The sequence below is a fragment of the Vibrio bivalvicida genome, from assembly GCF_001399455.2.
Classification (GTDB): domain Bacteria; phylum Pseudomonadota; class Gammaproteobacteria; order Enterobacterales; family Vibrionaceae; genus Vibrio; species Vibrio bivalvicida.
This window is the reverse complement of the sequence record NZ_LLEI02000023.1, coordinates 34,896-47,496: the sequence shown is the minus strand read 5'-3', so window position 1 is coordinate 47,496 and position 12,601 is coordinate 34,896. Positions and strand designations below refer to the sequence as shown.

Genomic DNA, 12,601 nt, shown 5'->3' with positions numbered 1-12,601 from the left:
CATAGCCAGTTTTTAAATTGCCGCTCTTATTTGTGGAGACCACTTATGTTCAACGCACTGATTCTAAACCAAGAAGAAAAACGTACTATTGCTTCTATCGAGCAGATCGACGAAGCACAACTGCCTGAAGGCGACGTACTGATTGATGTTGATTATTCATCACTAAACTATAAAGATGGTTTAGCAATCACAGGTAAAGGCAAAATCATCCGCAACTTTCCTATGGTTCCAGGTATCGACCTAGCAGGCACTGTGGTTAGCTCTGAAGACAATCGTTACCAAGCCGGTGACAAGGTTGTCCTGACTGGTTGGGGTGTCGGTGAAAACCATTGGGGTGGTATGGCTCAGCGCGCACGCCTTAAAGCTGACTGGCTCGTTCCACTACCACAAGGGCTAGACAGCAAGAAAGCCATGATGGTTGGTACGGCAGGCTTCACAGGTATGCTATGTGTCCAAGCACTACTTGATGCAGGGATTAAACCTGAAGATGGCGAAATTCTTGTTACTGGTGCAAGTGGCGGTGTTGGCTCTGTAGCAGTAACGCTTCTTGCCGAGCTTGGCTATAAAGTGGCTGCGCTAACGGGTCGTGTTGAACAAAATGGCCCACTACTCGAAAAGCTTGGTGCTAGCCGCATCATCGACCGAGTTGAGTTTGAACAACCGGCACGCCCACTAGAGAAACAAGTTTGGGCTGGCGCGGTAGATACCGTAGGCAGCAAAGTGCTAGCGAAAGTACTCGCTCAAATGGATTACAACAGTGCGGTTGCTGCGTGTGGCCTTGCTGGTGGTTTTGACCTACCAACCACAGTGATGCCATTCATTCTGCGTAACGTTCGCCTACAAGGTATTGATTCAGTCTCTTGCCCAACCGAAAAACGCATCGCCGCGTGGGAGAAACTGGTAGAGCTACTGCCAGATAGCTACTTTGAGCAAGCATGTACTGAAGCAGAGTTGGCTGAAGCGCCAAAATACGCGGAAGACATCACTAACGGTCAAGTAACAGGCCGAGTAGTTATCAAACTTTAATCGCTTAACGACACAGTGCCATTCCTTAGAGTGAGGAACGAACGAGTAAGGAATCTCTAAACGCGAGAGATTCCGGACATTTCGTTCCTCAATTCCGCAATGACATTTCTAATTCTTTTGATCAATCCAAACCAATATCTTCAATACGCTTGGCAATCAAGCGACTGCATTCTTCCTTTACTATTCCGCGTAACCACTCTTGTGCAGGCGAATGCTCACAGCGTGGATGCCAAATCATCGAGTAATCAAACGGGGTAAATTGGAAAGGCAGCGGTTTAATCACTAAGTCATAACGTTCGGCCACCAAGTAAGCCAAGTCTGCCGGAACCGTAATGATCAGAGGCATGGTATCGACAATCGCTAACGCAGCCTCTAGATGGTATGCACGCAGCACCATCTTGCGCTTAGGTTGATCAACTAGTGCCCCTTCGATTAAAGCCTTAACGCCATCACTGATGGCGATCATCGCGTGAGGGTAGTTCAGATAGTCCTGTAAACTAAACTCTTTGTCTGCCAGTGGGTGCTGCTTTGATAGTAGGCACAACACCCCAACACGCCCCAAGATTTCGCTGCGTAATGGCTCTACAGGACCAATTGGCCGGCAGATCGCCAGATCTGCACCTTCAGAGGTGAGTTGATCCGCTAATCTGTCATGCTGAAGTGGCAAAAAGTTGAACGACACATTAGGAGCTTCTTGGTAAATACGCGGTAGAGCAAACGGCAAAATAGTTTGCATTGCGTAATCGGTGGTGGCGATATTGAACGTCTGGTCGCAGCAGTGCGGTTCAAACTCGATAGGTGATAATAACTGACGCAGTGACTCTAGCGGCTCACCTAAACAACAATCAATTTCGAGTGCTTTTTCAGTTGGAATCAAATGCTGACCTTGGCGGGTGAATAACGGGTCACCCAGCATGTCTCGTAACCGACCAAGAACACGGCTCATAGCAGATTGACTGAGATTTAAGCGCTTAGCTGCTTTGCTGACACTGCACTCTTCGATCAGTACGCGTAATGCGACTAACAGATTAAGATCTCGACGATAAATATCTTCTAATTCCACGCTTTAACCACGCACTTTAGATGGGCATAGTCTCATTGTACCTTTTTCAGGCAAAAAAAATCCCGCCTTTCAGCGGGGAAGCCCAAGAAAACTGGGGATAGTGTCGGAATGTAGTTGAGCGTAGTGATAAAAAACGAAGCGTAGTTGGAAGCGCTACAAATCGTTTTCGTGTTCTTCAGATGCACTCGGCCAGCGATGCATCTCAAGCCAAATCCCTACCACCGTCGCCCCCATGCCGAGTAGAGGCATAAACGACGACGATTCTGCTGGTGAACGTAAAACAAGTGCGCAAAAAGAGATAAAGCACAGCACTGAATAGATGGTCAGACGATCTAACGCTGTCAACATACTTGCTCCCTTGCTTAAATGTTACCAAGTTGTTAACTAAGTTAAAACAAAATGATCGCTTTGCCAAGGGGTTATTGAATATTTTTTCTTCACTAGTATTATCTAGGCCAAATTGAGCAACCAAAGATACGACCATGACATTCAATCCGCAGCAGGCAACCAAGGTATTAGAGGCAGAAGGATTACGCTGCCCAGAGCCAGTGATGATGGTCAGGAAGACAATTCGTACCATGCAAGATGGAGAAGTGCTGTTAGTCAAAGCCGACGACCCATCGACCACTCGTGATATCCCAAGCTTTTGTCGCTTTATGGATCATCAACTGATTGGCTCACAAACCGAGCAGTTGCCATATCAGTATTTGATTAAGAAAGGGATGGCTTAAAACGCCACAACAGAAAAGAAGACGGCAGCCACAAAGGCTGCCGTTAATTTATTCATCGTATTCTAAAGTACGGACTTCAGATTGGAGTTTGCTGAGCTGTTTTTGCATCGCACGCATTTCCTCATGCATCGGGATAATATGCTCAACGCGAATCCATGCTTCAACGGTCAATCCCGTCAAAATAAACGAACCTGCCACTATCGGTAACCACATATCGGTCAAAACCATTGCCAGTAAACACAGCGCTAATCCAAAGGTGAACAAGTAACTCTGACTTTTTGGGGTCATCCCCATATAACGTGTAAGCATAACCTTGCCCTCTCGCTATCATTCACATGATTAAAGTACCATGACAAGTATGACACTTATATGGCAATGATCACGACTCAGAGCGAATTTTAGTCAGAGTTTGAACTGGATCTTTTTAGTGCTAGTTATTGATATTTAACACCAAGTTTCAACCATTTAGTCAAAGATAGCCGCCGCTGTTGCCAAAGCAATAAACAGCAATGCTGTGATTTTTCGAATCAAGTCAAACGGCATCTTATCAGCGGACAATTTACCAATCAGCACCACAGGTACATTAGCAAGCAACATTCCAATGGTTGTACCGAATATGACCCAAGTAAGGGCATCTGGGTATTGCGCGCCAAGAATTGAGGTCGCGATTTGAGTTTTATCTCCGATCTCAGCAATAAAGAAAGCAATAAAGCTCGCCACAAACGGACCGCGATTAGAAATCTGCTCATCGTCATCTAGCTTGTCAGGAATCAATACCCAGCCAGCCATGGCGATAAAGCTTACCACCAGCACCCACCTGAGAATCTCTGGTGAAAGGTAGTCTGCCACTACTACGCCTAACCACGCAGCTAAGGCATGATTAGCAATCGTCGCTAAGAATATGGCTATGATGATGGGTATAGGCTTGCGGTATCGACTGGCTAAAAGCAGGGATAAAAGTTGAGTTTTATCACCAATTTCCGCCAATGCAACGGTAGTGATAGAGATAGCTAAAACGCTCACGACATGCTCTTCTGGGGTAGGGATTATAATTTTAACCAAAGACAAACCTCACGCCCCACCCCGGTTCATGATGATTTGTCTAAGGTCTTGCTAAATGGATCGACATTGATGTGATTAAAGTGGTCAATACCCATCTCGAACGCCATGATGATTTTGCATCAATTATGTTGACGGACGAACCTAACTTCCCAGTGTTGATAGTTAAGTAAGCTACTCCCCAAAGACGGCGGAATTCTAACCACCTAAATGCGGTTTCTCAAGCAATAAACTGCAAATAACTCCCTTTTAGGAAAATTTGGACGAATAAGCCACTAAAATTCCATTAAAGGAGAATTTTGCCTAGGAATTAATCAAGATTAGCTCTACTCCCATGCTAAATATCTGGGTATACTTGATTGTTATTTTTTCTCAATTTTAGACACAAGAATCGCGCGAATTACTATGCAAAAATACGATATCAAAACCTTCCAGGGAATGATCCTCGCGCTGCAGGATTACTGGGCACAAAACGGTTGTACCATTGTACAGCCTTTAGATATGGAAGTAGGTGCTGGCACCTCTCACCCAATGACATGTCTACGTGCACTTGGCCCAGAGCCAATGTCGACAGCTTACGTTCAACCTTCACGTCGTCCGACTGATGGCCGTTACGGTGAAAACCCGAACCGTCTGCAGCACTACTATCAGTTCCAAGTAGCTCTAAAGCCATCTCCAGATAACATTCAGGAGTTGTACCTAGGCTCGCTTGAAGTTCTTGGTATCGACCCGCTAGTACACGATATTCGTTTCGTAGAAGACAACTGGGAAAACCCAACGCTAGGCGCATGGGGTCTAGGCTGGGAAGTATGGCTAAACGGCATGGAAGTGACGCAGTTCACTTACTTCCAGCAAGTCGGTGGCCTTGAGTGTAAACCAGTAACCGGTGAGATCACTTACGGTATCGAGCGTCTAGCGATGTACATCCAAGAAGTAGACTCAGTTTACGACCTTGTATGGAACGTAGCACCAGACGGCAGCAACGTGACTTATGGTGATATCTTCCACCAAAACGAAGTGGAACAATCAACCTACAACTTCGAGCACGCTGACGTAGATTTCCTATTCACTTTCTTCGACCAGTGCGAGAAAGAGTGTAAAGAGCTCCTTGAGCTAGAGAAGCCTCTACCGCTTCCAGCTTACGAGCGCATTCTTAAAGCTGGTCACGCATTCAACATTCTTGATGCGCGCAAAGCTATCTCTGTTACAGAGCGCCAACGTTACATCCTTCGTATCCGCAACCTGACTAAATCAGTTGCACAAGCGTACTACGCGTCACGTGAAGCTCTTGGCTTCCCTATGTGTAAGAAGAGCGAGGAGAAGTAATCATGGCTAAAGAATTTCTAATTGAACTGGGTACTGAAGAGCTACCACCAACGCAGCTTCGCACTCTAGCGGAAGCGTTCGCAGCAAACTTCGAAGCTGAGCTAAAAGGCGCAAACCTTAGCCACGAAGGTATTAAATGGTACGCAGCGCCTCGTCGCCTAGCACTTAAAGTTTCAGCTCTAGCTGAAGGCCAAGCAGACAAAGTAGTAGAGAAGCGCGGTCCTGCTGTTTCTGTAGCATTCGATGCTGACGGCAGTGCAACCAAAGCAGCGCAAGGCTGGGCTCGTGGTAATGGCATTACTGTTGAGCAAGCTGATCGCCTAGTAACAGACAAAGGCGAATGGCTATTGTTCAAACAAGAAGTCAAAGGCCAAGCAACGTCTGAAATCGTTGTTGAGCTTGCAGCAAAAGCACTGGCTAATCTACCGATCGCTAAACCAATGCGTTGGGGCAACAAGACGACTCAGTTCATTCGCCCAGTTAAAACACTGACTATGCTAATGGGCTCTGACCTTATCGAAGGTGAGATCTTAGGCGTAGCATCAGATCGCACTATCCGTGGTCACCGCTTCATGGGTGAGCAAGAGTTTACTATCGAGTCTGCAGAGCAATACCCAGCGATCCTAGAAGAACGCGGTAAAGTAATGGCAGATTACGAAGCGCGTAAAGCAATCATCCTTGCTGACTCGCAAAGAGCAGCAGCAGCGGTTGGTGGTACAGCGGACCTAGAAGACGACCTAGTGGAAGAAGTAACGTCTCTAGTTGAATGGCCAGTTGTTCTGACTGCGAAGTTTGAAGAAGAGTTTCTGAAGGTTCCTTCTGAAGCACTGGTTTACACCATGAAAGGTGACCAGAAGTACTTCCCAGTGTATGACGAAAACAAGAAGCTACTACCTAACTTCATCTTCGTATCAAACATTGAATCGAAAGAGCCTCGCCACGTCATCGAAGGTAACGAGAAGGTGGTACGTCCACGTCTAGCAGATGCAGAATTCTTCTTTAACACTGACCGTAAGCGCCCTCTTATCGACCGCCTGCCAGAACTCGAGCAGGCTATCTTCCAAAAGCAACTTGGTACAATCAAAGATAAGACTGACCGCATTACCGCTCTATCTGGTTACATTGCTAAGCAGATTGATGCTGACGTAGAGAAAGCGACTCGTGCAGGCCTACTGGCTAAATGTGACCTAATGACCTCTATGGTATTCGAATTTACCGATACTCAAGGTGTCATGGGTATGCACTACGCAACTCACGATGGTGAAGACAAACAAGTAGCCCTAGCACTGTACGAGCAGTACATGCCTCGTTTCGCAGGTGACGAACTACCAAGCACTGGTATCTCATCTGCAGTTGCTATGGCAGATAAGCTAGATACTATCGTTGGTATCTTTGGTATTGGCCAAGCACCTAAGGGTTCTGACCCATTCGCACTTCGCCGTGCATCTCTAGGTGTACTACGCATCATCGTTGAGAACAGCTACAACTTAGATCTTGTTGATCTTATTCGTGAAGCCAAGGTGCAATTTGGTACTAAGCTAACTAACGACAACGTAGAGCAAGACGTTATCGACTTCATGCTAGGTCGTTTCAATGCATGGTACAAAGACGAAGGCTTCAGCGTGGATGTTATCCAAGCGGTACTAGCACGTCGCCCGACCAAGCCCGCTGACTTTGACCAACGCGTTAAAGCGGTATCGCATTTCCGTGAACTAGAAGCCGCAGAAGCCCTAGCCGCAGCAAATAAGCGTGTAGGTAACATCCTAGCGAAATTCGACGGCGAGCTTGCTGACGAGATCAATCTAGCACTGCTGCAAGAAGACGCAGAAAAAGCCCTAGCTGAGAGTGTTGAAGTGATGACTGAAGCGCTAGAGCCAGTATTCGCGACAGGCAACTATCAACAAGCCCTAAGCAAACTAGCTGATCTACGTGAACCTGTAGATGCCTTCTTTGATAACGTAATGGTAATGGCAGATGATGAAGCTTTGAAGAAGAACCGCCTGACGCTGCTAAACAACCTGCGTAACCTGTTCCTACAAATTGCCGATATTTCTCTACTACAAAAGTAACGCTTAAAATTATGATTTTAAGCCCTTACTTTAGTTAAGAGTATTAAAGCCCAACTCCTCGGAGTTGGGCTTTTCTTTACCAATGCACTGATTTAGTGCTTTTCGTCCTATTATCATTAAGGTATGTTCAAGGATTACTCTATTGGCTAGCCACGCACTAGCTGTTTAAAGACTAAAGCAATGACAACAATGAATTAGGTACAAAAAGTAATGCAGTTTTCTAAATTTGGTGAAAAGTTCAATCAGTATTCAGGTATTACCCAGTTAATGGATGATTTAAATGATGGTCTACGCACACCGGGTGCCATCATGCTCGGTGGGGGAAACCCTGCCGCTATTCCTGCCATGCTCGATTACTTTCGACTCACCAGCGAAGAACTGTTAGAGAGCGGAGAGTTGGTTGCTGCTATGGCCAATTACGATGGGCCGCAAGGCAAAGATGCATTTGTAAAAGCGCTAGCAAAGCTACTCAAAGATACTTATGGCTGGAATATCACAGAAAAGAACATCAGCTTGACTAACGGCAGTCAAAGCGGCTTTTTCTACCTATTTAACCTTTTAGCCGGCAAGCAGCCTGATGGCTCACACAAAAAAATCTTACTGCCGCTCGCACCAGAATACATTGGCTATGGCGATGCCGGTATAGATGAAGATATCTTTGTCTCTTACCACCCAGAGATTGAAATGCTCGATAATGGCCTATTTAAGTACCATGTCGATTTTGAGCAGCTAAAGGTAGATGACTCTGTCGCCGCTATCTGTGCATCCCGCCCTACCAACCCGACTGGCAACGTGCTGACCGACGAAGAGATCCATAAATTGGATAAGCTCGCGCGCGAAAACAACATCCCACTGATCATTGATAATGCTTACGGTTTACCGTTTCCAAATATTATTTTTGAAGATGTTGAGCCATTCTGGAATGAAAACACCATTCTTTGCATGAGCCTATCAAAACTCGGTTTGCCGGGTGTGCGTTGTGGCATTGTCATTGCCAGTGAAGAAATCACTCAGGCTATGACCAATATGAATGGCATTATCAGTCTCGCTCCGGGCAGTTTAGGACCAGCGATTGCCAACCACATAATTGGCAAAGGGGATTTGTTAAAGCTGAGCTCAGAAGTGATTAAACCTTTCTACAAACAGAAATCACAACGAGCAGTAGAACTATTGCAAACCGCCATTACTGACTCACGTTTTCGTATTCACAAACCAGAGGGGGCTATTTTCCTTTGGCTTTGGTTTGATGAGCTGCCGATCACCACTATGGAACTGTATCAGCGCCTAAAAGCACGAGGAGTGCTGATTGTCCCTGGCGAGTACTTCTTTATTGGCCAAGAAGATGACTGGGAACATGCTCATCAGTGCTTACGTATGAACTATGTTCAAGATGATGAAATGATGCAGAAAGGTATCGCAATTATCGCAGAGGAAGTCGAGCAAGCCTATCAACAAGATTAAGCACGGCAAGACTAAAGCAGCCCAAAGGTAAAGCTTTGGGCTGTTTGTATTTATAGAGCAGGAATTTGCTCGCATAAGAAATAAGTCGCTTCTACAGTAGAAGAGCGCTGATATACACCACCGTATGTAGAAGAACCGCCAAAGCCACGGTTTACATAGTTAGCACCCAGTGCTGCCGCTTCTTCACCAAATGTTGAGTTAATTTTGTGCTCGGCATCCATTTCGCTATCACCTAAAGAGACAATTCCCATAATACTTTGCGAATTAGGATTGTAAGCAGACTGGCCTTTCATCTCACAGTTAGCTGATTTTTCAGGGTTTGCATAAGCAATGCGGATCTTTTCACCGTTTGTTGCAGTGTAATCAGTAGCAAGCGGGGCAACGATACTAGAACAGCCAGAGACAGCAACAACTAACGCCGATAATAATAATTTTTTCATTCTATTTTCCGAGTTTATCTTTTTACGATGCAAAAAGTACTGTCTTACAGATTAGAATACAATAAAAAAGAGCGCCAATATGCGCTCTTTCACTCTTTACTCTCAGTTTTGAGATAGTCCATTAACCTTCGATTAGCTTGCTGCCATTGATTGCAATTTTACGTGGTTGCATTGCTTCCGGAATCTCACGCTCTAGGTCAATATGCAGTAAACCGTTTTCCATGCTTGCACCCACGACTTTAACATAGTCAGCAAGTTGGAATTTACGCTCGAAATCGCGTTCTGCGATACCTTGATATACATATTGCTTCTCTTCTTCGCTTTTACGCTCACCTTTAACAATTAGCATGTTCTCTTTCTGAGTCAGATCTAACTGCTCTTCAGCGAAACCTGCCACTGCCATTGTAATACGGTAATGATTCTCGTCCTGCTGCTCAATGTTGTATGGAGGGTAACCGCCAGAAGAGTTCTTCGCAGTGTTTGCTTCCATCATGTTAAATAGACGATCGAAGCCAATTGCGTTGCGGTAAAGTGGAGTGAAATCTACAGTTCTCATAATGCTATCCTCATAGTAAGCAATAGTCTTAGTCGTGAGTTTGCGCGGATCTATCTTGTACAGATCCTAGCCGACTAAGGGACTCGTTCACTACTCCTCGGGTTCTCATAACTCTGGGACCTAGTGTCGAATCAAATTCAATTGTGTGCTTCTAAAGCTATCCTCTCCTGAGCGATGCTTTATCAGCGGTTAGTGAGGGCCTGTTTCTTCTCTATTGAGCAAGACAGCTTCCTCTTCACAAATAGATATGTGGATAAAGCAAAATAGTTTCAAGGGATCGGATTAAAAAATTATCAAGATCCCCAACTCGGTCGTTCCTCCCTCTTGAGGATGACGCTCCAGCCAATTGAAAAATAAGTAAAATATCTACTGACACAAAAAAGCACCGTCCAATGGACAGTGCTTTTAATCGTTTAGAGCTCTTTATTACTAAAGAAATCTATACATCGAGGTTGGCTACTTTCAATGCGTTTTCTTCGATAAAGTTACGACGAGGCTCTACTTGGTCACCCATTAATGTAGTGAACAGCTGATCTGCACCAACCGCATCTTCAATCGTTACTTGCATCATACGACGAGTCTCTGGGTCCATGGTTGTTTCCCAAAGCTGATCTGGGTTCATCTCACCTAGACCTTTGTAGCGCTGTAGGCTTAGACCACGACGCGACTCTTTAATCAACCATTCTAACGCATCAACAAAGCTTGCGATTGGCTGAGTACGCTCACCACGTTTGATGTATGCGCCCTCTTCAATCAGGCCATCTAGCGCTTCAGATAGATCAGCTAGCTTGCCATACTCTTTCGAGTTAAACAGATCAACGCTTAGTGCAAATTCATGAGTCACACCATGGGTACGAACAATAATCTTAGGTAGGTTTAGACCTAGCTCAGCATGCTGTTCTACTTCGTGGCTGTATTGACTTGCACCCACTTCTTTCGCGTTTAGCTGCTCAACTAACTGTTTAGTCCAAGCTTCTACTGCTGCTGCATCATGACACTGCTCTGCAGTTAGACGTGGCGTATAAATTAGTTCATGAACAAGTGCACGTGGGTAACGACGGCTCATACGATCCACTAGTTTAATACCCGCGTTGTACTGCTGAACAAGCTTCTCAAGTGCTTCACCTGCAAGCGCTGGCGCTTCTGGGTTTACGTGCAGAGATGCGTTATCAAGAGCCAGTGCAACTTGGTACTGGTTCATTGCCTCTTCATCTTTGATGTACTGCTCTTGTTTACCTTTCTTCACTTTGTAAAGTGGTGGCTGAGCAATGTACACGTAACCACGCTCAATCAACTCTGGCATTTGACGGTAGAAGAAGGTCAATAGTAGCGTACGGATGTGCGAACCATCGACATCGGCATCGGTCATGATGATGATGTTGTGGTAGCGCAGCTTATCCGGGTTGTACTCGTCACGACCGATACCACAACCAAGCGCTGTGATAAGTGTCGCCACTTCTTGAGAAGAAAGCATTTTGTCGAAACGCGCTTTCTCAACGTTAAGGATTTTACCTTTCAGAGGAAGAATCGCTTGGTTCTTACGGTTACGGCCTTGTTTTGCGGAGCCGCCTGCCGAGTCACCCTCCACTATGTAGAGTTCAGAGAGTGCTGGGTCTTTTTCCTGACAGTCTGCCAATTTACCTGGCAGACCAGCTAGGTCTAGCGCGCCTTTACGACGAGTCATTTCACGAGCTTTACGCGCCGCATCACGAGCACGAGCTGCATCGATGATCTTAGTACAAACCGTCTTAGCTTCCGCTGGGTGTTCAACTAGGAACTCAGACAGCTTCTCGCCCATTGCTTGCTCAACCGCTGACTTCACTTCAGAAGAAACCAGTTTGTCTTTGGTTTGGCTTGAGAACTTAGGATCAGGAACCTTAACTGAAATAACTGCAGTTAGACCTTCACGCGCATCATCACCAGAAGTCGCAGTCTTCGCTTTCTTTGAGAAGCCTTCTTTGTCCATGAACGAGTTCAAAGTACGCGTTAGGGCTGCACGGAAACCGGCAAGGTGAGTACCGCCATCACGCTGAGGGATGTTGTTAGTAAAACAGAAGATGTTCTCTTGGTAACCATCGTTCCACTGCATTGCAACTTCCACCGCGATACCGTCTTCACGCTCAGAGTTAAAATGGAATACTTTCTCGATGATTGGCGTCTTGTTGGTATTTAGGTGATCAACAAACGCTTGAATACCACCTTCATACATGAAGTGATCTTGCTTATCTTCTTCACGCTCATCGCGTAGCTTGATAGATACGCCAGAGTTAAGGAAAGAGAGCTCACGTAGACGCTTAGCTAGAATGTCGTAGTGGAATTCTGTGTTAGAGAAAGTCAACTCACTTGGCCAGAAACGAATTTCTGTACCTGTTTGCTCAGTCTCGCCAACGACTGATAGTGGCGCTTGAGGCTCACCGTGATGGTAAGTTTGAGTATGAATTTGACCACCACGGTGGATGGTTAGCGTCACTTGCTTGGACAGTGCGTTAACTACCGATACACCTACACCGTGCAGACCACCTGATACCTTGTATGAGTTATCATCGAACTTACCACCAGCGTGAAGTACCGTCATGATAACTTCTGCAGCTGATACGTTCTCTTCTGGATGCATTTCGGTAGGGATACCACGACCATCATCGCGTACCGATACTGAATTGTCCTCATGAATTGTCACAACGATGTCTGTACAGTGACCCGCTAACGCTTCATCAATTGAGTTATCCACCACCTCAAAAACCATGTGGTGCAGACCGGTGCCATCATCCGTGTCGCCGATGTACATACCAGGACGCTTACGAACTGCGTCCAGACCCTTTAGTACCTTAATACTCGATGAATCGTAATTTTCAGACATGAGTTATCTTCCA

General features: G+C 45.7%; 12 protein-coding genes. 5 read left to right on the top strand and 7 right to left on the bottom strand.

The annotated features are described in order from the left end of the window. Nucleotides 1-45 precede the first annotated feature (45 nt). Complete coding sequence (gene acuI, locus APB76_RS08900; protein ID WP_054963313.1) at nt 46-1,026, top strand: acrylyl-CoA reductase (NADPH); 981 nt, start codon at nt 46-48, stop codon at nt 1,024-1,026. Nucleotides 1,027-1,147: 121 nt separating this feature from the next. Here the strand turns inward: acuI and APB76_RS08895 are convergent, their stop codons facing one another. Further along, nucleotides 1,148-2,089 (bottom strand): LysR family transcriptional regulator, encoded by a 942-nt coding sequence (locus APB76_RS08895; RefSeq protein WP_054963312.1) that lies wholly within the window; start codon nt 2,087-2,089, stop codon nt 1,148-1,150. Between the two features lie 153 nt (nt 2,090-2,242). Continuing rightward, nucleotides 2,243-2,437: a hypothetical protein gene (locus APB76_RS08890; protein WP_049844547.1), complete on the bottom strand. Its 195-nt coding sequence runs from the start codon at nt 2,435-2,437 to the stop codon at nt 2,243-2,245. 134 nt (nt 2,438-2,571) lie between these two features. Here APB76_RS08890 and tusA point away from each other — a divergent pair, with 134 nt between their 5' ends. Then, entirely contained in the window at nt 2,572-2,820 is a 249-nt protein-coding gene (gene tusA, locus APB76_RS08885) for a sulfurtransferase TusA (protein WP_049844546.1), read from the top strand. Nucleotides 2,821-2,868: 48 nt separating this feature from the next. Here tusA and APB76_RS08880 read toward each other — a convergent pair whose 3' ends face one another. Then, nucleotides 2,869-3,129: a hypothetical protein gene (locus APB76_RS08880; RefSeq protein ID WP_049844545.1), complete on the bottom strand. Its 261-nt coding sequence runs from the start codon at nt 3,127-3,129 to the stop codon at nt 2,869-2,871. Nucleotides 3,130-3,285: 156 nt separating this feature from the next. After that, nucleotides 3,286-3,843: a TMEM165/GDT1 family protein gene (locus APB76_RS08875; RefSeq protein ID WP_054963311.1), complete on the bottom strand. Its 558-nt coding sequence runs from the start codon at nt 3,841-3,843 to the stop codon at nt 3,286-3,288. 441 nt (nt 3,844-4,284) lie between these two features. On the opposite strand from APB76_RS08875, the gene glyQ reads away from it, so the two are divergent. The 3 genes from glyQ to APB76_RS08860 all read left to right on the top strand — a co-directional run bounded on the left by glyQ (nt 4,285) and on the right by APB76_RS08860 (nt 8,735). Next, nucleotides 4,285-5,205: a glycine--tRNA ligase subunit alpha gene (gene glyQ, locus APB76_RS08870; RefSeq protein WP_049844543.1), complete on the top strand. Its 921-nt coding sequence runs from the start codon at nt 4,285-4,287 to the stop codon at nt 5,203-5,205. Between the two features lie 2 nt (nt 5,206-5,207). Continuing rightward, on the top strand, nt 5,208-7,274 hold the full coding sequence (glyS, locus tag APB76_RS08865) for a glycine--tRNA ligase subunit beta (protein ID WP_054963310.1): 2,067 nt from the start codon (nt 5,208-5,210) through the stop codon (nt 7,272-7,274). Nucleotides 7,275-7,484: 210 nt separating this feature from the next. Continuing rightward, nucleotides 7,485-8,735: a valine--pyruvate transaminase gene (locus tag APB76_RS08860; RefSeq protein WP_054963309.1), complete on the top strand. Its 1,251-nt coding sequence runs from the start codon at nt 7,485-7,487 to the stop codon at nt 8,733-8,735. A 50-nt stretch (nt 8,736-8,785) separates the two neighbouring features. Here APB76_RS08860 and APB76_RS08855 read toward each other — a convergent pair whose 3' ends face one another. The 3 genes from APB76_RS08855 to gyrB form a co-directional block, all read right to left on the bottom strand. Further along, nucleotides 8,786-9,175: a hypothetical protein gene (locus APB76_RS08855; RefSeq protein WP_054963308.1), complete on the bottom strand. Its 390-nt coding sequence runs from the start codon at nt 9,173-9,175 to the stop codon at nt 8,786-8,788. 121 nt (nt 9,176-9,296) lie between these two features. Then, nucleotides 9,297-9,731 (bottom strand): Hsp20 family protein, encoded by a 435-nt coding sequence (locus APB76_RS08850; RefSeq protein ID WP_054963307.1) that lies wholly within the window; start codon nt 9,729-9,731, stop codon nt 9,297-9,299. Nucleotides 9,732-10,170: 439 nt separating this feature from the next. Continuing rightward, a complete protein-coding gene (gene gyrB / locus APB76_RS08845) occupies nt 10,171-12,588 on the bottom strand; it encodes a DNA topoisomerase (ATP-hydrolyzing) subunit B (protein WP_049844538.1) in 2,418 nt (805 codons plus the stop codon). Nucleotides 12,589-12,601: the final 13 nt, after the last annotated feature.

Excerpts from the sequence above, each read along its gene's own strand:
- glyS (WP_054963310.1), top strand. The coding sequence starts at position 5,208 with ATGGCTAAAGAATTTCTAATTGAACTGGGTACTGAAGAGCTACCACCA.
- gyrB (WP_049844538.1), bottom strand. The coding sequence starts at position 12,588 with ATGTCTGAAAATTACGATTCATCGAGTATTAAGGTACTAAAGGGTCTG.
- APB76_RS08850 (WP_054963307.1), bottom strand. The coding sequence starts at position 9,731 with ATGAGAACTGTAGATTTCACTCCACTTTACCGCAACGCAATTGGCTTC.
- glyQ (WP_049844543.1), top strand. The coding sequence starts at position 4,285 with ATGCAAAAATACGATATCAAAACCTTCCAGGGAATGATCCTCGCGCTG.
- APB76_RS08860 (WP_054963309.1), top strand. The coding sequence starts at position 7,485 with ATGCAGTTTTCTAAATTTGGTGAAAAGTTCAATCAGTATTCAGGTATT.
- APB76_RS08880 (WP_049844545.1), bottom strand. The coding sequence starts at position 3,129 with ATGCTTACACGTTATATGGGGATGACCCCAAAAAGTCAGAGTTACTTG.
- APB76_RS08855 (WP_054963308.1), bottom strand. The coding sequence starts at position 9,175 with ATGAAAAAATTATTATTATCGGCGTTAGTTGTTGCTGTCTCTGGCTGT.
- acuI (WP_054963313.1), top strand. The coding sequence starts at position 46 with ATGTTCAACGCACTGATTCTAAACCAAGAAGAAAAACGTACTATTGCT.
- tusA (WP_049844546.1), top strand. The coding sequence starts at position 2,572 with ATGACATTCAATCCGCAGCAGGCAACCAAGGTATTAGAGGCAGAAGGA.
- APB76_RS08890 (WP_049844547.1), bottom strand. The coding sequence starts at position 2,437 with ATGTTGACAGCGTTAGATCGTCTGACCATCTATTCAGTGCTGTGCTTT.